Annotated in this window: 8 protein-coding genes; all 8 read right to left on the bottom strand. The window is 41.3% G+C overall.

Translation table 11 applies throughout. The annotated features are described in order from the left end of the window. Window positions 1-96: 96 nt before the first annotated feature. Window positions 97-3,705, bottom strand: a complete 3,609-nt coding sequence (locus MK385_RS01160) for a Cna B-type domain-containing protein (RefSeq protein ID WP_268725096.1) — start codon at window positions 3,703-3,705, stop codon at window positions 97-99. A 614-nt stretch (window positions 3,706-4,319) separates the two neighbouring features. After that, on the bottom strand, window positions 4,320-9,113 hold the full coding sequence (locus MK385_RS01155; protein ID WP_268725047.1) for a SpaA isopeptide-forming pilin-related protein: 4,794 nt from the start codon (window positions 9,111-9,113) through the stop codon (window positions 4,320-4,322). 451 nt (window positions 9,114-9,564) lie between these two features. Beyond that, window positions 9,565-16,803, bottom strand: a complete 7,239-nt coding sequence (bgaA, locus tag MK385_RS01150; protein WP_268725046.1) for an LPXTG-anchored adhesin/beta-galactosidase BgaA — start codon at window positions 16,801-16,803, stop codon at window positions 9,565-9,567. A 250-nt stretch (window positions 16,804-17,053) separates the two neighbouring features. Then, window positions 17,054-17,809, bottom strand: coding sequence for an SDR family NAD(P)-dependent oxidoreductase (locus MK385_RS01145; protein ID WP_268725045.1), 756 nt, complete (start codon window positions 17,807-17,809; stop codon window positions 17,054-17,056). A 20-nt stretch (window positions 17,810-17,829) separates the two neighbouring features. Next, the gene (gene rnz / locus MK385_RS01140; protein ID WP_268725044.1) at window positions 17,830-18,759 is read right to left on the bottom strand and encodes a ribonuclease Z; all 930 of its coding nucleotides are present in this window, start codon (window positions 18,757-18,759) and stop codon (window positions 17,830-17,832) included. Window positions 18,760-18,773: 14 nt separating this feature from the next. Next, window positions 18,774-19,397: a cystathionine beta-lyase gene (locus MK385_RS01135; RefSeq protein WP_268725043.1), complete on the bottom strand. Its 624-nt coding sequence runs from the start codon at window positions 19,395-19,397 to the stop codon at window positions 18,774-18,776. Then, a complete protein-coding gene (hflX, locus tag MK385_RS01130) occupies window positions 19,390-20,628 on the bottom strand; it encodes a GTPase HflX (protein ID WP_268725042.1) in 1,239 nt (412 codons plus the stop codon). Before hflX ends, MK385_RS01135 begins: the two co-directional genes overlap by 8 nt. Beyond that, on the bottom strand, window positions 20,621-21,505 hold the full coding sequence (gene miaA / locus MK385_RS01125; RefSeq protein WP_268705027.1) for a tRNA (adenosine(37)-N6)-dimethylallyltransferase MiaA: 885 nt from the start codon (window positions 21,503-21,505) through the stop codon (window positions 20,621-20,623). The genes hflX and miaA overlap by 8 nt, the downstream gene beginning before the upstream one ends. Window positions 21,506-21,526 lie beyond the last annotated feature (21 nt).

The following is a 21,526-nucleotide window of genomic DNA, read 5'->3' as shown; positions in this document are numbered from 1 at the left end:
TACTCCTATACTTAAAAAGACCAGAGGAAGCCTCTGGTCTTTTTGTCACAGGTTAAACCTAAGAAAATAAATGGAAACTATCTTTCTCACGCTAGATTATTTATTTTTACGGCTTACAAAGTACAATCCACCAGTCACTGCCATCAAAGCGAGTCCTGCAACTACTGCTACGTTAGATGCTTTTTCACCAGTGTTAGGAAGTTTAGGTTTTGGACCTGGTTTCTCTGGGGTGTAAGTATTTGTAATCGTGTAACCATCCACCGCTTTTGTATACCCTTTAGGAAGTTCTGTCTCATCAATGGTATAGGTAATTTCTTTACCATCTTGATTGCGATCAAGGTCTGTAAACTCATAAGTCCAACCACTTGCTTCTGAAGCTATTGCAGTTTTACCAGTATCTTTACCATTGGCAAATAGTTTAACTGTAATAGATGCTGGACGAGCGTCTTTATGATTTTCATCACCTTTCCAGATCTTCTTACCTTTTACAGAAGTTTTCTCTGGTGTATGGGTGTTGGTCACATTCATTCCAGTTTCAGTAGCTGTGTAACCTGTAGGAACACCAACTTCTTTGACTGTGTACTCGATTGGCTTACCATTTTGGTAACGATCCAGATTAGTAAATTCATACTTCCAGCCTGTTTCCGCTGTGGCTGTAGCTTCTTGGCCAGTTTCCTTACCATCTGCAAGAAGTTTTACGGTGATAGATGCTGGACGGATGCCGTCTTTGTTATCTTCATCTTTCCAGATCTTATGACCTTTTACAGCTGTTTTTTCTGGAGTATGTTCGTTGGTAATGGTGTACTTGCCATCCTTGTCTGTAGTGATGGTTGCTTTGTATTCTGTCATAGCAGTTTCTTTGACAGTATACTTGATTTCTTTACCATTTTCATACTTAGGCAGTTTCTTAGATTCGAACTTCCAACCAGTTGCTTCTGATACTTCAATTTCTTGAACGACTTCTTTATCGTTTTTAAGAATTTGAACTTTCACAGATCTTGTACGTTTTCCGTCTTGGTTGTTGTTATCTTTCCACACCTTAGTTCCTGAAAGGATAACTGTATCTGGATTGTGAGTGTTAGTAACTACTTGACCAGTTACAGAGGCTTCATAGCCAGCTGGTACATCTACTTCCTTGATTGAGTATGTGATTTCTTTACCAGCTTCGTATTGTGGAAGATTTGTGAATGATGCTACCCAAGTGTTATCATCGGTCTTATCCTTAGCTGTCAAGGTCAATTTCTTACCTTCAACGGCTACTGGATCAGCATCCCCTATTTTTTTATAAAGTTGAACCGTTACGGACTCAGGACGTTTGCCGTCTTGGTTGTTCGCATCGTTCCATACTTTTGTTACCTTGTAGTCAATTTCTTTAGGAGCATATTTGTTTGTAATCGTAAAGTCTGTAATAGTTGATTCGTATTCGGCTACAGCTTCTTCTGTTACAGTGTATTTGATTTTTTTACCATCTTTATATTTTGCTAATTTCGTGAATTCGACAGTCCAAGTTCCGTCTGCGGCTGCTTGAATTTCTTTCGAATCGACTTTCTGACCATCTGCTAAAAGATTGATTGTAATCTTAGTTGGACGTTTTCCGTCTTGGTTGTTCGCGTCATCCCAGTTCTTAGTTGCTTTTACATCAACTGTTTCTGGGGTGTAGCTATTTGTAATAGTGAATCCTGATGCAGCATCACCAGTAACTTCTGAAGTGTAACCAGTAACAGTTACTTCTACTACAGTGTACTGGATAGGTGTGCCACCTTTCTCAGCCTCAAGGTCTTTAAAGCTTCCAGCCCAACCATTTGCTTCAGTCAATTCAAGTTTTTTACCAGTATCTTGGCCATCTGCAAGCAATTTAACTGTGACAGAAGATGGGCGTTTACCATCTTGGTTGTTCGCGTCCTTCCATACTTTCTTCACAGGAACTTCAGTTTTCGCTGGAGTGTATGTGTTTTCGAAAGCTTTTTCATCATCGTAAGAAACAGTTGCTTCAAGTGCACCTTTACCCTTGTCCGCTACAGTAACTGTAGCCGTGACAGTTTTAGTGTCGTACTTGATGCTTGTATCACTGCCACCTTTTTCAGCAATTGTAAAGGTATAAGTCCCTGCTTTGTCGAATTCCAATTTTGAGAAAGCAACGTTCCCGTCTTTGTCATTCTTCACAGTTTCTTTCACCTTACCATCTTGGTCTGTTAAAGTGAATTCAAACTCTTCAGCCTTTAACTCACGTCCTGTAAGTTTTTTATTAGCTTTAATCTTAGCTTTAGCTTTGCTACGTTTATTTGTAACTGTTTTGATAGCTCCGTCCTGTCCAACAGTCATCTCAAATGGAGTAGGATTCAACTCATATCCATCAGGAGCCTCAATCTCGGTTACCGTAAAGTTCCCTTTCTTGATATCACTTTCTGAGTAAATAGATGATTCAGCAACTCCGTCATCATTTGTCGTTACAATTTCCTCTTTAGCCGTAGCTCCCGCCGGAGGAGTAATCTTGAATTTTGCTCCTTTTAGACGGTCATGAGTCAGCTCGTCGACCTTGTAAAGAATGATACGGTAAGCTGTCTCTAATTGTATAGTTCCTCCTGAGGCCACAACAGAATTACCAATCTGCTGAAGTACCGTCTTATTACTATAATCTTGATACTCCAGTTTTTTATCATTGGCTTTTACTTCGACATTATTCAGTACTTTTGTACCATCTCCTGGAGCGCTCGTTTTATAACCAATTCGAAAAGCTGCTGGTTTTCTATTTTTAGCTACGATAGAAGAAGCGTTGTTAATGGTAATGGTGAATTCCGTATAAGAATCATTCCACTTAATTTCGTAATCTTTACCAGCTTCTAAAACTACCTCGTCTTTCATGTAGTATACTTTGTTATACCAACCTGCTATAACACTGAGAGATTCCGGAATCATTTGCATTGGTGACGAATTTGGATCGACCCAATCATGAATCTCAATTTTATCATATGATGCTTGCTTTGGATTGACCCTAACATACCACGTATGAAGATATTGACCACTCTTATTTAAAGCTTTTGAGGTCCAGGCTTCCTTACTAATTAATCCATGATATTTACTAAAGTTGGCTTTGCCAATCCCTTCAGAATAATCAACCTCACCTCTTCGACCAACCCTGATTTGATAAGTAATTTCATTTATGGTTTCTGTCTTTTCAAAGCGTAGTGTTTGCTCACTTAGTTCATTCTTAGAACTAAATCCAAGATAGAAGCTTCCTCTAACATTCTGAACGTAGATTCCCTTCTTCTTCTCTAGGTAAGTTTTTAAATTTTTTAGGGTAATTGTAGCCTTTCCACCATTATTATCACCATTTGACACAATTTTTGCTTCTCCGATAACAAGGTCTGTTTCCTTATCCTTTAGATCAAAAGTTTCTTCTTTAACTGACAAAGGACCTGGAACGGTGAATGTAAAGGTGTCACCATCCTCCAACTTACCATCATAAGCACTTAAGTCATAATCTACGATAAACTTGTAGTTCGGGTAATCATTATGCTCAGGAGACAGAGTATAAACACCATTCGCATCCGGTTTTATAAATCTACCATTATCAACCTCCCAAATGCCAATATTACTGATAACGTTCTTTAGTTCCTTTGCTTGAACTGAATTTGGAGCAAAGATCATCCCTAGCAAACAGGCCAGAGAGGTTAGGATGGGTAACCAAAATTTCTTGTTCTTCATAATCTTCCTTTCGTTCTTCATAATCTTCCTTTCTAAATTACCGAAAACATTAAAACGACAAACTATGATTATAAAATCTCAACACTCATCTCCTTTCAAATTCATTGAAATCCATGAGGGTTATTGAATAAGCTGCATCATATTAATATATTTAATAACTATATGTGAGTGCAATATTTATCATATTTGTTCTATTTTTAATATAGAAACCTCCTTTAATTTCATTATAAAACAAAATTAACTTTTTTTGTAATATTATGAGGTTATTGACTTTTGAAAATATTGACAGAGTGTAAAATTACTGCTATAGAAACTAATTCTTTCATCACAATGTAGTTTCTTTAAGTATAGTGTACACATACGAACAATTTCTCTTTTAAACAAACAGAAAGAAACAGTGTAAAAAACATTCCATTTATTTATAAGTTTGATATACCTTAATAATTATCCAAACTATTTTATATAAGTAAAAATCAGAAGAGACCTAGCAATAGTCCTACCCCATACTGATAAATAGTTTAATTTAGCATATTTCATTATTCTAAATCATAGAAAAAAGACCAGGGGGTTATCCCTGATCTTTCTTTACTGTACTTATTGGCTACTAAATGAGATTAGTCTTCTTTTCTTCGTTTAGTTGCTACAAGACCTGCACCTAAAGCTAGAAGAGCTAAACCTGCTGCTAGTGCAGCTTGTCCAGATTCACTTCCAGTGTTTGGTAGGTTAGGATTTTCTGGTTCAGTTTGGTCCGTTACTACTAACTTACCATCCTTAAACTCAACCTGATTTCCACTAGCATTTACCACTGTTACAGTTCCGTCGTAGTTAACTTGGAATGTAATATCTGTTACTGCTAAGTATCCAGTTGGAGCGGCCTCCTCATGGAAAGTATATACTCCCGGAGTCAAATCAAGTACATGTGATTGACTAGCTTTTGAAGTCCATTCAGCCACAGGATTACCTGCAACTTTTTCTCCACGGAAAATTTGGATTTTTGCACCCGCGATTTCTTCACCCGCTAGATTTACCTTACTGAAGGTAATCTTACGTGGAAGGTCATCGTCTTTGTCGGTTACAGTTACAGTTGAGCCGTTGGTAACGACTTTGTTTTCTTCGCCTTTAGAGTCTTTTTCGCCAACATTTGTCACTTCCACTGTGCCATCATGTTTGACTTGGAAAGTGATGTCGGTTACTTTGAGGTAACCTGTTGGGGCTGCTTCCTCATGGAAAGTGTAAGTTCCTGGGGCCAAGTTCAAGTCTTTAGACTTACCAGCTTCAGAGGTCCAGCTTTCTACAGCTGTGCCTTCTGCATTATCGCCCTTGTAGATCTTGATTTGAGCTCCTGCAATTTCTGTACCACCAAGGTTAACTTTACTGAAAGTAATAGCTTTTGGACTATCATCGTCTTTATCCGTTACTGTAACAGTTGAGCCATTGGTTACGACTTTGTTTTCTTCACCCTTAGAGTCTTTCTCACCAACGTTTGTTACTTCTACTGTTCCGTCAGTTTTGACTTGGAAAGTGATATCCGTTACTTTGAGGTATCCGGTTGGGGCTGCTTCCTCATGGAAGGTGTAAGTGCCTGGAGCCAAGTTGAGATCTTTAGACTTACCAGCTTCAGATGTCCAGCTTTCTACGGCTGTGCCTTCTGCATTATCGCCCTTGTAGATCTTGATTTGAGCTCCTGCAATTTCTGTACCACCAAGGTTAACTTTACTGAAAGTAATAGCTTTTGGACTATCATCGTCTTTATCCGTTACTGTAACAGTTGAGCCGTTGGTTACGACTTTGTTTTCTTCACCCTTAGAGTCTTTCTCACCAACGTTGGTCACTTCCACTGTGCCGTCAGTTTTCACTTTGAAAGTGATATCCGTTACTTTGAGGTATCCGGTTGGGGCTGCTTCCTCATGGAAGGTGTAAGTACCTGGGGCCAAGCTCAATTCTTTAGACTTACCAGCTTCAGATGTCCAGCTTTCTACGGCTGTGCCTTCTGCCTTGTCGCCTTTGTAGATCTTGATTTGGGCACCAGCGATTTCTTCTCCACCAAAGCTAACCTTACTGAAGGTAATCTTACGTGGTAGGTCATCGTCTTTGTCGGTTACAGTTACAGTTGAACCGTTTGTGACGACTTTGTTTTCTTCACCTTTAGAGTCTTTTTCACCAACGTTTGTCACTTCCACTGTGCCATCATGTTTGACTTGGAAAGTGATGTCGGTTACTTTGAGGTAACCTGTTGGAGCGGCCTCTTCATGGAAAGTATATACTCCCGGAGTCAAATCAAGTACATGTGATTGACTGGCTTTTGAAGTCCATTCAGCCACAGGATTACCTATAACTTTTTCTCCTCGGAAAATTTGGATTTTTGCACCCGCGATTTCTTCACCCGCTAGATTTACCTTGCTAAAGGTAATCTTACGTGGAAGGTCATCGTCTTTATCGGTGACAGTTACTTTAGAACCGTTTGTGGCAACTTTGTTTTCTTCACCCTTAGAGTCTTTTTCACCAACGTTGGTCACTTCCACTGTGCCGTCATGTTTGACTTGGAAAGTGATGCCGGTTACTTTGAGGTAACCAGTTGGAGCAGCTTCCTCATGGAAGGTGTAAGTTCCTGGGGCCAAGTTGAGGTCTTTAGACTTACCAGCTTCAGATGTCCAGCTTTCTACGGCTGTACCTTCTGCCTTGTCGCCCTTGTAGATCTTGATTTGAGCTCCCGCGATTTCTGAACCACCAAGGCTAACCTTGCTGAAGGTAATCTTACGTGGAAGGTCATCGTCTTTATCGGTTACAGTTACAGTTGAACCGTTTGTGGCAACTTTGTTTTCTTCACCCTTAGAGTCTTTCTCACCAACGTTTGTCACTTCCACTGTGCCATCATGTTTGACTTGGAAAGTGATGTCGGTTACTTTGAGGTAACCAGTTGGGGTGGCTTCCTCATGGAAGGTGTAAGTTCCTGGTGCCAAGTTCAAGTCTTTAGACTTACCAGCTTCTGAAGTCCAGCTTTCTACAGCTGTGCCTTCTGCCTTGTCGCCTTTGTAGATCTTGATTTGAGCTCCCGCGATTTCTTCTCCACCAAGGCTAACCTTGCTGAAGGTGATCTTACGTGGACTATCGTCATCTTTATCAGTGACTTTGATTGTTGAACCATCGGTTACGACTGTATTGTCCTCGCCTTTAGCATCCTTAGTACCAACATTGGTCACTTTAACTGTTCCATCATAGTTAACTTTAAAAGTGATATCCGTCACTTTGAGGTAACCAGTTGGGGCTGCTTCCTCATGGAAGGTGTAAGTACCTGGGGCCAAGCTCAAGTCTTTAGACTTACCAGCTTCGGATGTCCAGCTTTCTACAGCTGTACCTTCCGCCTTATCGCCCTTGTAGATCTTGATTTGTGCTCCTGCGATTTCAACCCCACCAAGACTAATTTTACTGAACGTGATTTTACGAGCTACATCGTCATCTTTATCAGTAACTGTCAGAGTTGAATTTTGGGCTACAACACGATTGTCTTCGCCCTTAGAATCTTTTTCACCTACTTTTGTCACTTCAACAGTACCGTTAGGTTTAACTTGGAAAGTGATATCCGTTACTTTGAGGTAACCAGTTGGGGCTGCTTCCTCATGGAAAGTGTAGATGCCTGGTTCAAGATTCAATTGCTTAGGTTGGTCAGTTGAAGTCCAGCTTTCTACGGCTGTGCCTTCTGCCTTGTCGCCCTTGTAGATCTTAATCTGTGCACCAGCGATTTCATTCCCTCCAAGGTTTACCTTACTGAAGGTAATTGGTTTTGGACTAGTATCCTCTTTATCGGTAATAGTCAGAACTGAACCAGCTGCAAGAACAGTGTCATCAGCTCCCTTATTCTTAATAGTGATAGAACCGTCAGCATTAACAGTAAAAGTAATATCTCCTACAATTTGATATCCCTCCGGAGCATCGAACTCTCTTAGAGTGTAGGTCCCTGGTGCCAGCTTAACCACTTTAGAAGTGTCAGCTACAGTAGTCCAGTCTGCAACAGGTGCCTCTTCAAGATTGACTGTATCTCCACTATAGATTTTCAGTTCCGCTCCTGGAATTTCTTTTCCATTTGGATCCACCTTTTTGAAAGTAATCTCTTTTTCAATTGGAGTCTTCGGAGGTGTCTTCTTATTTTCAATTCGACGTTCTACGGATTTGTCAGAACCAAATTCATCTGGAGAAATTTTAATGTCTTCAGTTAGTTTATCATAGCCAATAGGAGCCGTTACTTCACGAATCGTATAGTTATCTCGTAGCAATCTACCTACACTAGCGTTACCATCAGGACCTGTTGTCAATCGTCCAACAACAGCTTGGTTTCGATCACGAATAACTTCAAAAACTGCACCTTGCAAAGGTTGGCCTGCTTCGTCTACCTTATGAATTTTAATGGTGAAAACATATCCTTCCGCAACACCACCTGCAATCTGGTAGGTACGTGTGTTGGTTGATTGTTCATTCTCACTACCATTATAACTCATGTTGGCTACGTTCGTGATTTCCTCACCATCGACTAGATCATAATTCGCTTTAGCTTGATATTCAATCATATAACCAAAACCATTAGTGTCTCCTAAAGGAAGGGTAAAACCATCACCATTCGCATTTACTACTAGTTGGTTTTTAAAGGTTTCGGTCATATCCTGAGCATCGGACCATTTCCAGTCTCCGTTATTCCAGCTCCAGTTTACTTTATAAATACGAAAAGTATCTGGTAGGAATTTCATATTTGGAGATGAGAAGGCATCTTTGATAGTAACATTACTATAATCTGCCATATTTCGGTTTATAGTAATATTGTAACGAATTACATTGTTAGGATCTCCTCCCTGTTGAAATGAACTCTTTTCGATTTTCGAGTCGTATTTCCCTGGAGGGCCGTTATAACGGATCTTTCCTGCAAATAGAACTCTATGTCCTACAGTAATGTTGACATCAACGTCTTTTTCTTCTGAAACAACGTCATGGTCAACTCGGACATAGACAAAGAATTTCCCCCTAACGCTGGAATTATTCTCAACAAATTTTGTATAAGTGAGAGTAATTGTTTTGCTAGCTGCATCTAAACGACCAGTAGCTACAAGATTGTTAGAAGCATCTCGTAATTCAATGTCTGAAGAGTTTGAAAATGCAATCTCTGATGGCAATTGAAGTGTTGTTGTATCACCTTCATGCACAGTATTATCTGGCAACACGAAATCTGCCGTAAGACGGAATTCTTGCCAAATATCCAATCCTTGCGTTAATGCTTCACCAGATTTGTTCTCAACACCTACACTAGTGATCACATCATTATACTCTGTCGCATGTACTTGCGTCAGAGGGGCAAACGATTGGAGAATAACTCCCAAACATAGAATAAGGATCTGAATCCAAGATCTTATTTTCTTGTTCATTTAATCTTCCTTTCTTATAATATTCAGTTGTAAATGTACAATGTAATTGTAAACTAATTGATTGTCCCCAACTAATCACCATTTCCCTTTTTCAAGTAAAAATTGATAGCTACATTACTTTCATATTTTATCATACTATTTAAAAAAGGCTAGAAACATCAAACATTTTTTAAAATTTATTTTACTATTTAAAATTTATATTTTCTTATCGAATTCCCCATCAATTTATTGTATCGTTTTCTCCTATCATCGAAACAAAATCTGGTATATTTTACCGCTATTTTTTAAAAAATAAGTTCACCTTGTTTTCAATACCAGATAGTGCTTTTATCATTTTGGTTATCTGATTTCATAAACGTTAAATTACTCTAGAGAGAATACTTCTACCCATTAAAAAGACCAGGTTCCCCTGGTCTTTCTGAGATACAATTAGAAGAAATACTGATTCATTCTAGTCTTCTTTTTTGCCTTTAGTGGCCACTAATCCTGCACTCAAACCAAGAAGAGCTAAACCTGCTGCTACTGCTGCATGGCTTGCTGCACTTCCTGTATTTGGCAACTGCTCTTTTTGAGCTTGATTAGCTTTACTTGAAGCAATTTCTTTTGTATCTGCTTTTTCTGATACTTGTGGTTTTGTAGATTCTTGAGGTACTGGTTTAGTTGTTTCACTAGTCGCACCAACTTCTACAATGCGATCTTGAGCCATGACTTTATCATAGCTTTCTTTTTCAGTTCGCTTGCCATTTTCAACTTCGATCAAGTGAACACGGATACCTTTTTGACCTTCTTGTAGAACACGAGTTTGACCCGCTGGAAGCTGATCATTCTTTTGTTCCTGAACCTTGAAATCAATTGTTTCTTCTTCGATTACAAGTTCTGGTCTGTTAAGGACTAGGTTCTTCACTTCATCTTCTGGAAGAGAAGTTCCTGGTTTAGTGCCAACTTCTACTATACGATCTTGAGCAGCGACTTTATCGTAAGTTTCTTTAAGCTGACGTTTTCCATTTTCCACTTCAATCAAGTGAAGACGAATACCTTTTTGACCTTCTTGTAGGACACGAGTTTCTCCTAGGTACAACTTATCAGACTTACGCTCCTGAACCTTGAAGTCGATGGTTTCTTCTTCGACTATAAGTTCGGGTCTGTCGAGGACAAGGTTCTTCACTTCGTCTTCTGGAAGAGAGGTTCCTGGTTTTGTTCCGACCAAGACGATGCGGTCTGTCGGAGCCTCTACCACTTCACGGAGTTTTTCTTCCTTACTTCCACTAGGATTAACCGCTGTGAAGATCCGTTCCTTACCAACTTTTCCTTCTTGTTCTACACGAGTTTCACCTAGATACAGTGTTGAATCCTTTTTCTCAACTGTCTTATAGTCTAAATCTTTTTCAACAAATTCGAGTTTTGGAAGTTCCTCCTGTACAGCAGCAACAGTCTTCTCAGAAACTGGTTTTTCCTTAGTTAAGTGGATATGGTATTCCTTGACTTGTTTTCCACTTTCTGAAACAAGGCGAACAAGTACTGGAAGGCTATCGTCTCCGCTATCTACAACTGTTGAAGCTACTTGATTACTTTCTTCGACTGAGACTTTTGGACGTTGACCTTTATAGGTGATTTGGTAGTCTTGACGATCTTCAGCGAAGTCAGGAAGTTCTTTTCCATCTACAAGAATTTTTGATTGGGTACTTTCTTGAGGCAATTCACTCGGGGCAAGGAAGGTCATCTCAATCATCGCAACACCGCTCTTGTCTGCTTTACGCTCCATGCGCCATCTCATGGCTTTGGCTTTGACAGCTTTAAATGTTACGTTGATTTCATCACCAGCTGCGATGTCTTTATCTGCACGATAAGGTACAGCTTCCCAATTTTCTGGATTGTTGAATGGATGGCCTGCGTCGTAGGCTTGGTAGTTTGAATAGTAGGTAGGCACTTCAAAATCTGGGCCAATATAACGTTCCAAAACGAGTTTAGATGGGGCATCCGTACCACTATCTGCAAAGAAATGAAGTTTAGCTTGCGCAACAGTCCGTTCGACAATCTTACCATTTTCACGGAAGATCACACCTGCTGATACTTCTGGATTAGAAGATGGTGTTGGAGACCAGTTTGTCCAACGACGATTTTCTGAATGATTTCCGTCATTGAGATAGTCCACACGGTCATGGGAGTTTCTATCAATGTCGTTAGTGGCTGAAGCAAAGGCGCGGTTACTATTTTCATCATACTCTGGGTTATTTGAAAGAGCTTCACCAAGTTTGTCTGTCACTCGTACAGTGAACTCAGCAACAAGATCACTACCTAGGACACGGCCTCGAACGGTAAATTGACCTGCTTTTGTCAGATTTTCTGCTGGAACTTCCTCCCATTCAACTGCCAAGTCTTTTGTTTCGTAACCGTCTTTACCTGTGAAGTAAACAGGAACCTTAGTTGGCAATTCAAGCGGTTGCCCTACTTGTAGCAAGCGAGCTTGTTTGACCGCGGCAAGAGGTTTACGAGAGAGCAAGTCTTTATTGCTTGTAAAGTGTAGACGGTATTCTCCTAGGATATCACCATTTTCAGCTTTCGCGATAACACGAACTGGCTCACCTTCACGAACGCTTGGAACGACGGTAGCGAGACCATTGTTGCTAACACTTGCTGTTACTGCAGGAACTTTTCCATCTACTGACTCAAGATAGTAGTCAGTCAAATCAGGGTTGAAGTTTGCTAAGTCTTTACCGTCAACTTGGATTCTCGTTTGTCCTTGTTTAGCTGCCGCAACTTGTTTCGCAAAGATTTGTACCTCTGTGATAGATGTTCCTTTCTTGCTATCAAGTCGAACCATACGAATGCGAACCGCATAGGTATCAACTTTATCAAAACTGAAATGATTCATTTCTCCAGCTTTTAATTGAGCTGGTGCTTTGAGATTGCTTACCTCTTTCCAGTTTGCAGGATCGTTAAAGGCATGGTTTTCCTCACCTACAAAGCTAGGGTTTTTAGGGGCTGTTGGAACGGTCTTACCGACATAATATTCAATCACATAAGACTTCGGTACACCAACTCCGTGGTCTTCGTGGAATCCGACACTTAGATTATCAACAGAACGTTTGCTCAAGATACCTGAATCTCCGAATAGGACACCGACTGAAGCTTCTGGATTAGTACGATTCCAGTTTGTCCAACGGTTGGCTGGTCGGTCATTAAAGGAAATCAATTTATCGTTGACATTTGAAACAGGATCGGTTGGATTTGAGTCTGAAGCAAAGGCAAGTGGCAATTCTGAACCTGTCCATTGGTCAGAAATATTTGCTCCTTGCTCAGTTTGAGCAGACACACGAACATGAAGTTTGGTAGTTAATTGCGTACCTTCTAGGCGACCATTAACTGTAAAGACACCTTCCTTGGCGTATTGGTCTGATTGAATCGCATCCCATGTAACCTTGGCAGATGAAACGTGACCATTTGAATCGTAGGTACGAACACTTTCTGGTAATTGTGGCGCTTCTGCGATTGGTGTTGTCACACTGACTTCTTCAACCGAAACGATACCTTCTACAGAGACTTTAGCACGCGCTTCAAGGTCAATCCCTTCAACTTTACCTAGAACTTCGAAGGTTTGATAGTGGTCTAGTTTTTCTTTTGGAATAGCTTGCCAAATGACTTTATGAGTTTTAGGGAAACCTTTGTCATACTCAACCGTTACTGTTGTTGGAAGAGTAGGTTCTTGATGCAAGTCTGTCACTACATTTACTGGACGGATAGATTGCGCAACCTTCGTCTCAGTATTGGCTTGGATAGTGAGTTCAACTTGGCCTTTAGCTCCCTCATATTCCGCTTTCAGAGTGACTGCTCCTGGCTTATGTAACTCAAGCATTCCTTTACGAACTGCGACTTCCCCTTCACCACTTGTAGAGAAGTTCACCTTATCTGCTGGTAAAACTGCTTGTGTTCCGTCTTGATAGTGTGCAAGGACAGACAATTTCACTGTTTGGTCTTCTTTGAGGCTGCCAGCTTTCTCCACTTGTAGGCTCAAATGGTCAATTTTTGGTGCTTCTTCGAGGAACTGAATTGCATAGGTTTGAAGAGGTCCACCATCTTTTGGTTGAACATAGATGCTTGCACGCATACCGTTTGCTGCACTTGCTTGCACCACTGTAACAGCTGCATTTTCAGCACTTGCTACAACTTCTGGCAAGGATGCACCGTAAGCAAGAGTTCGATATTGCATTGGATTTTGAGTAGTAAGACCAGTGACAGATTCGCCACCAACAGTTACATTTGGTACTGCAGGAGCCGCAGGATTACCTTCTTCTACCACAAGGGTAGCGTGAATAGTCTCACCACCCAGTTGACCAGTCATTTGAATACGTGATCCTGCAACTGACAGTTTAGCTTTATCTGCTTCCGAAATCTCCCACTTATCAACTTCGTATTCTTGTACGCTTCCATCCGTAACGGCGATAGAAACGTATTTGTCAACAGCACTCAAGTCTGTTCCTGGAGCAACACGCTTAACAGTTGGAATCTCATTTGCGATTGCTAGAATTTCGACACGGGCCTCAACTTCGCGTCCGTCTGCCATACCTTTAACAGTCACAACTCCTGCTTGGCTCACATCAACTGAAGACCAAGTTACTGGACGTTTTTCACGACTGCCATCACTGTAGATAAAACCGACTGTCTTCGGCATTTTTGGCTCTTTCTCAATAACAGTACGTACTTTTGGTACTTCTGTTCCGAGAACGGTCTTTTCTTGGTCTTCTTTTTTACCAGTAAAGACCGTTACTTGACTAGATTTCAAGAGATCTGAATGGGCTGTTAGTGTGAATTTACCTGCTTGTTCAGTTGATTTGACAATGGCAACACCTTTACCGTTAAAGGCTCTGCGGATCCAAGAACCGTCTGGTTGGGCCTTATAACGTTCACGGCTGGCTTGTTCCCCATTATCAACACCGACCAGTTGACCTTGTCCATGCAATTGGAAACGAACCAAATTATTGGCAGTTGGTACCACATTTCCTTCACTGTCTACGATTTCATAGTAGATGTAAGTCAAGTCTTTTCCATCTGCTGCGATGGCGTGTTCTTCCTTGACGAGGCGAACTCCAGCTGGTTGGCCTGCAGTGGTAATCTTGTCACGTGCAATTTCTTTACCAGCTTCATCACGAGCTACTGCTTCTAAAGTACCTGGTTGATAAGCAACCTTCCACTCAAGATAGAGTTCCTTAGCATTGGCACCTTCTTGGTAAGTTCGTCCATCGCTAGTTTGTTTCTTGTTGAACTTCTTAACTCCAAGAGATTGACCGTTCAAGAACAATTCTACACTTGCAGCGTTAGAGTAAGCACGAACTGGGATCTTTCCTTGAGCATCTTCTACTTTAGAGGCCAAATCTCTATTTTCCCAGTTCCAGTGAGGAAGAAGGTGAACCATTGGTTTCTTCTTGACAGAAACCCATTGGCTTTGGTAGAGGTAGAAGTCATGTTTTGGAATACCCGCTGTGTCTACAATACCAAAGTAAGAACTCTTAACTGGTGTATGGTTTTGGTTGTGCCATGGTGTAGGCTCCCCGATATAGTCTGTACCGGTCCATATAAATTGTCCTGCATAACCAGCATTGTCACGGTCAAAAGTCCATGAAGCAGTTGCAGTTTTCCCCCAACCAACACGGTCATTTCCATAATCGGACTGTTCGTAATTACGATAAGCTTGGTTGCTATGTACCAATTCTTGGTCAGGACGATAATAGCTACCGCGTGTACGGGTTGCTGAAGATGTTTCTGAACCGTAAATCAACCAGTTTGGATGTTTCGCACGAAGTTTCTTGTAGTTATCTTCTGAGTAGTTAAAACCAACTGCATCCAGTTCATTAGCAATTTTCTCATGATCACCGCTACCATCACCAAAGCGGAACTTGTCTGCTCCCATAGTAACATAACGTGTAGTATCAACATCTTTAATCACTTTTACTAAGCGTTTAACCGTTGCAAGAGAGTGAGCATTACCATTGGCTTCACCGATTTCGTTTCCGATAGACCACATGAAGACAGCTGGGTTATTTTTATCTCTTTCGACCATGGTACGAAGATCATAGTCAGACCATTTTTCACCTTTTCTAGCTTCTGGGTGAGTGGCATCTTTTTCAAAGAAACGTCCGTAATCATAAGGTTTCTTGCCACCATACCACGTATCAAAGGCTTCTTCCTGAACCAGCAAACCAAGTTCTGCTGCGATTTGCAAGGTCTGTGGACTTGCAGGGTTATGAGTTGTACGGATGGAGTTAACCCCCATCTCCTTCATTTGTTTGAGACGACGGTATTCTGCTTTATAATTTTCTTCTGCTCCAAGCGCTCCGTGGTCATGGTGCAAGGAAACACCATGGAATTTAATGCGTTCACCATTCAAAGAGAAACCTTCATTTGGAGTCCAATGATAGTAACGGTAACCAAACAGATCCTTCTTAGCATCAACCAATTGACCATCACGGTAAACACGCGTAATCAATTCGTACAAGGCTGGTTTGTCATTTAAAACTGTCCAGAGTTTTGGTTGTTCAACTTCTAAAATAGCATCAAGACTTGTTGATTCATGTGCTTTCAAGGTACGGCTCGCTGTACGAACCAAGCCTGTTACAGCCTGACCACCACGTTCAACGATTTGATACTCTGCTACAAGTTCATGGTCTTTATCGTCTATATTGACGATTTTGCTGGTCACATGCGTTTCAACCTTGCCATGTTGCTGTTGTTCTAGCTTTGGTGTTAAGATGGTTGTCCCATTCTTCTCAACATGAACTTTATCTGTCATTTGCAAGGTCACATCACGGTAGATACCGCTACCTGAATACCAACGGCTACTTGGTTGTTTGTTGACAGCATGGACAGCAATCACATTCTCACGACCATCTTTGTGGAGGTATTTGGTAATATCGTATGAGAACTGGTTATAACCATTTGGATAATGTCCCACTAACTGGCCATTGACATAGACTTGAGAATCCATGTAGACCCCATCAAAGGTCACACGAACATTCTTCTTGAGATCTTTTTCATCAAGTTTAAAGGTCTTACGATACCAAGCCTCACCACCATTGAGCTGTCCACCTTCGTTTTGGGCAGGTGACTGATGGTCAAAATCATTAAAGATACTCCAGTCATGTGGAAGATCTAATTTTTGCCATGTTGATACATCGGCATCTGATTTCACAGCTTCTTTAGGATTCGCATTGAGTTTAAAGTGCCAATTTTGATTAAAATTCACTTTTCTATCTTCAATCATTTGATTCACTTCTTCATTTGTCGTAGCTTTCAAATCCTCCTTGACAGGCTTTTCTTGACTTGAAGCTTGAGATTCTACCTTTGGAGCTGTTTCTTCAGGTTTTACTGACGCTTTCTCCTCTTTTGGAGCTACAGGTTCATCTTCTTTCTTATCTGGTTTGCTTGCTTCAATTGGAGCAGCTTGACTTTGATCGACACTTGCAACATCCTTGTGCTCTGCTACAGTTTGATCTTCTTTTTCCTCCACTGCCGGACTTGCCTCTTTTGCTTGTTCCACAGTGTGAGCGATAGGAGTTTCATCGGCGAAAACTGGTGATTCTCCAATGACACTTCCTCCAAATAGAACCGCACAGGTTCCAATCATGACAGAGCAAGCGCCTACGGCAAACTTACGAATGCTGTAGACTCTTTTACGATTCCAATGGCCTTTTTCCATAAAATCCTCCTTTAGTAACCGCTTCCATTTCCTTGTAAGCGTATTACTTTTCATAGCCTTTTACCCTTATTTTATAAAATAATATAGGAAATTTCAATACCCTAAACACAAAAAATCATATTTTTGATTGTTTTTTCTAAAATTTGTAGAAGATTCCAAAAAAAGTGAATGTAGATTTAGAACGAAAACAAACATTTTTTTGGCACTCAGTTAAATATTATAAAAAAGCTCCTTTTGTAAGGAACTTCTTTTACTTATAATTAAAGATTCCCCCTGCCAACTTATCAGCTAGCTTGGGAAAGAGGGTATAAAACTTATGGGCTAGATTCAACAAAACTGGGAGATTGAGTTCCCGTTTGTTTTTTCCTATGATTTTGACAATCTTTCTAGCCACTGCATCTGGTTCTAAAAGAAAGCGGTCAACCGACTTGAGGTAGCTCCCATCTGGGTCCGCTTGGTCAAAAAAGGCAGTACGAATCGGTCCTGGATTGACCGTCGTTAGATAGACACCATAGGGCATGAGTTCGAGGCGCAGAGCATTTGAAAATCCAATAGCCGCAAACTTGGTCGCTGAGTAAAGACTGGACTTAGCAGTCGCAATTAATCCTGCTATGCTGACGATATTGATGATATGCCCTTTTCGAATCTCCTTCATACGAGAAGCAACCAAACGAGACAGATTAATCAAAGCAAAGGTATTAACCTCAAACATCCGGTGGATGTCTTGATCTGAAAGCTTATCAAAATCTTCAAAAATTCCATAACCAGCATTGTTAATCAAGACATCAATCTTGCCATAACGCTGATAGAGTTCAGCAACTAGTTCTTCTAAGGCTTGAGCATCGGTAATATCAATCTCAATCAATTCTGCCTGAGGATGATTACCGTATAGTTGAGCTAATTTTTCTCTATTTCTACCAAGTAAGATGAGTTGGTCATTTGGCAAGAGTTTGACCATTTCTTGGGCTAGACCACCACTAGCTCCTGTAATGAGAATGGTTCGCATGATTCTCCTTTCTCTAGCAACTAGATTTCCACTTCTTCCAAGTCTTTGACCACATGGACATTTTCAAAAATCGTTGCAGCATCTTTCTTAAGCTGGCTGATATCTTTTGAAAGGAAACGGGCACTGATATGGTTGAGCAAGAGTCGTTTGGCTCCCGCTTCTACTGCAACTTGAGCAGCCTGTATATTGGTTGAGTGGCCATGATTGCGGGCAATTTTCTCATCACCTTTACCATAAGTGGACTCATGGACAAGGACATCCGCATTGACAGCCAGACGCACACTGGCATTAGTTTTTCGAGTATCACCCAAGATAGTGATAATCTTACCTGGACGTGGAGCTGAGATGTAGTCTGCTGCCTTGATTTCAGTCCCATCTTCGAGAACAACATCCTGTCCGTTTTTGATTTTTCCAAAAAGTGGGCCAAATGGGACACCAGCAGCCTTAAGCTTTTCAGCATTCAAGGTTCCTTCAAGGTCCTTTTGCATGACACGATAACCCACACAGAAAATAGTGTGATCCAACTCTTCCGCATACACCGTGAATTTATCTGTTTCAAGAATTTTCCCTAGAGAATCTTGGTCGAACTCATGAAAATGAATCTTATAGGGCAGGCGTGAACCTGACACACGTAGGCTGGTCAAGACAAATGACTTGATTCCTTGCGGTCCATAGATTTCCAAATCTGTCTGTTCTTCATTGGCCTGAAAGGCACGGCTAGAAAGAAAACCTGGCAAGCCAAAAATGTGGTCTCCATGTAGGTGGGTAATAAAGATTTTGCTGACCTTACGTGGTCGAATCGTAGTTTCCAGAATGCGATTTTGCGTTCCTTCACCACAGTCAAAGAGCCAGACTTCGTTAATCTCGTCCAAGAGTTTGAGGGCGAGGCTTGAAACGTTGCGGGCTTTGGAGGGCTGACCAGCCCCCGTTCCTAAAAATTGAATATCCATTCGATACTTTCTAATTAATCAAAATATAACATAGCTGTGCGGTTTTCCGATCGGAAATAGCGCTTGCCAGAAAAAGCAGCAGCTTCTTGCAGTAAATCCTCTTGGCTGTAGCCTTTGAGACGCTTGCGACCATCGGCCAAGGTTTCCAGGTCTGTCAGAGGAGTCAAACTCTCCACAGAGACGACTTCTTCCTCTCCAATCGCCTTCATGTAAATCTTTCCAGACTCCTCAAAGACCAACTGATGAGGGAAAATTTGCGCAATCTCAAAGAGTAATTCATCCGTAATTACTTCCTCTTGTTCTGAGAAAATGCGACCAAGACCTTCTTCCTCATAGCAAAAGCCAAAGGATTTGCCAGATAGATTGAGGCGGATAAAAGGCTTATTTTCAAAAGTGAAACTTGGCTCAGCATTATAGAGGTTCAGTTCTTGGCTGACTTTTGCAAAATAATCCGTCGCAGCATCGGGGCTCTTTTTCTGGTAGAGTTCTGCAAAGTAGGCATTCACTACACTGGGTGGAGGAGTGATGAGGGCTAGCTGCTCCTGCTCAGATTTACCAGCTAAAAGTTGATCTAGATATCCCTTATCCAAGCTAGTATAGCCACCATACTTGAGGGCCAATGATTTTATATCAGTCATAAAAATCCTCTAATCTCCATTTGTTTTTCTCAGCTATGTAGCCTGTGATAACTTCACCATCATCTTGGTAGTCCCGCTCTTCAAGAATCGCAACACTTTCTAAATCATGAATCTTGTATGATTTAGAAAAAGGCACGCGCAAAGTAAAGGGTTCAAAAATTTCCTTAATCTTATCCAGCAATAAAGCCTGCAACTGTTCTCGACTATCCTTAGATTTGGCAGAAATCAATGCATACGGCGTTTGAGTAGGTATAAAGTCCTCCACCAAATCTGCTTTATTATAAAGGGTCAAGCGAGGAATATCCCCCATGTCTAAGTCTTTCATGATGGAGAGGACCGTTTTTTCATGTTCCTCATGATAAGGATTGCTAGCATTGATGACATGAACCAGTAGATCAACATGCTTGCTTTCTTCTAGGGTAGACTTGAAACTTGACACCAACTCTGTCGGTAGATCTTGGATAAATCCAACGGTATCTGTCAAGGTTACCTGTAGATTGCCCCCCAGATGGATGCTTTTAGTTGTTGCATCTAGAGTTGCAAAAAGCTCATCCGCTTCATACTGAGTCTTGCTGGTCAAAGTATTCATAATAGTTGACTTCCCAGCATTGGTGTAACCAATCAAACCAATCTTAAAGGTACTTGACTCCAAACGTTTTTCTCGAACTGTCGCTCGATTTTTCTCAACCACCTTGAGTTGACGTTCGATATCTGTAATCTGGTTGCGAACACTACGACGGTTCAGCTCCAGCTGACTTTCACCTGGACCACGGGAACCAATTCCCCCTGCCTGACGGCTGAGCATAATCCCCTGACCAACCAAACGAGGCAAGAGATACTTGAGTTGTGCAAGATGAACTTGGAGTTTGCCTTCATGGCTTCGAGCTCTCATAGCAAAGATATCTAAAATCAACTGCATACGGTCAATGACCTTGACACCTAAGACTTCCTCTAAATTGACATTTTGTCGAGGTGTCAGACGGTTATTGACAATGACAGTCGTGATTTCTTCTGCGTCCACCATTTGAGCAATTTCTTCCAACTTACCAGAACCGACAAAGGTCTTAGAGTCGTATTTTTCACGCTTCTGTCTGTAGCTATCAACTACAACAGCTCCAGCTGTCTTAGCTAAACTAGCCAGCTCTTCCATAGAGAGGTCAAAATTATCCATGCCCTGGAGTTCAACACCAATGAGCAGGACTCGCTCCTCTTTTTTCTCCGTTTCAATCATTTAAAAACTCCTCAATCTGGCTTAGAATGCGGTCCTTCACGCCAGACTCTCCGATCTGATAAAAGGTCACCTGCATGCGATTACGGAACCAGGTCAGCTGACGCTTAGCAAAACGACGCGTTGCCTGTTTGAGACTCTCGCTGGCTTCCTCGAGTGTCTGCTCCCCACGAAAATAAGGAAAAAGTTCCTTATAGCCAATGCCTTTGGCAGCCTGCACATCTGGATAATGGTCAAAAAGCCACTTAGCCTCATCCAAAAGTCCAGCCTCAAACATCAAATCCACTCGGTGGTTGATACGCTCATAGAGTTGACTGCGTTCATCATCTAAGCAGATAATCAGTGGTTCATAAGGACTTTCTTGATTTTCCAAATCCTGACCAAAATGGACGATTTCCAAGGCACGCATGGCACGACGACGGTTAAACTGGGGAATTTCAAGGCCTGCTTGCTTCACGAGATGGACTAATTCCTCATCTGAATAAGGCTCCAAGCTAGCCCGATAGGCTAAAATCTCCTCATGAGGTGTTTCCCCACCTAGATGATAGCCTTCCAGCAAGCTCTGGACATAAAGCCCTGTGCCTCCAGCTATAATGGCTAGCTTGCCACGGCTTTTAATATCCTCAATAGCCTTCTTAGCTTCTGAAACAAAATCAAAAGCCGAGTAAGACTCGGTCACCTCTCTGACATCAATCAAATGATGAGGAACAGAAGCCTGCTCCTCCGGGCTAGCCTTGGCCGTCCCAATATCCAATCCTCTGTATACTTGCTGACTGTCACCGCTGACTACCTCTCCACCAAAGCGCTTGGCCACTTCAATAGCAAGGGCTGTCTTCCCAACAGCAGTCGGTCCAACAATCACAATTATTTTTGTTTTCATCTTTTTTCCTTGAAAAATTTC

It is taken from the genome of Streptococcus oralis (genome assembly GCF_026782125.1).
GTDB lineage: Bacteria > Bacillota > Bacilli > Lactobacillales > Streptococcaceae > Streptococcus > Streptococcus oralis_CE.
The sequence above is the reverse complement of the archived record's forward strand: the minus strand, read 5'-3'. Positions and strand labels throughout refer to the sequence as shown.

Coding starts and splice junctions, on each gene's coding strand:
- MK385_RS01135 (WP_268725043.1), bottom strand. CDS start 19,397: ATGACTGATATAAAATCATTGGCCCTCAAGTATGGTGGCTATACTAGC.
- MK385_RS01160 (WP_268725096.1), bottom strand. CDS start 3,705: ATGAAGAACAAGAAATTTTGGTTACCCATCCTAACCTCTCTGGCCTGT.
- MK385_RS01145 (WP_268725045.1), bottom strand. CDS start 17,809: ATGCGAACCATTCTCATTACAGGAGCTAGTGGTGGTCTAGCCCAAGAA.
- MK385_RS01155 (WP_268725047.1), bottom strand. CDS start 9,113: ATGAACAAGAAAATAAGATCTTGGATTCAGATCCTTATTCTATGTTTG.
- miaA (WP_268705027.1), bottom strand. CDS start 21,505: ATGAAAACAAAAATAATTGTGATTGTTGGACCGACTGCTGTTGGGAAG.
- hflX (WP_268725042.1), bottom strand. CDS start 20,628: ATGATTGAAACGGAGAAAAAAGAGGAGCGAGTCCTGCTCATTGGTGTT.
- rnz (WP_268725044.1), bottom strand. CDS start 18,759: ATGGATATTCAATTTTTAGGAACGGGGGCTGGTCAGCCCTCCAAAGCC.
- bgaA (WP_268725046.1), bottom strand. CDS start 16,803: ATGGAAAAAGGCCATTGGAATCGTAAAAGAGTCTACAGCATTCGTAAG.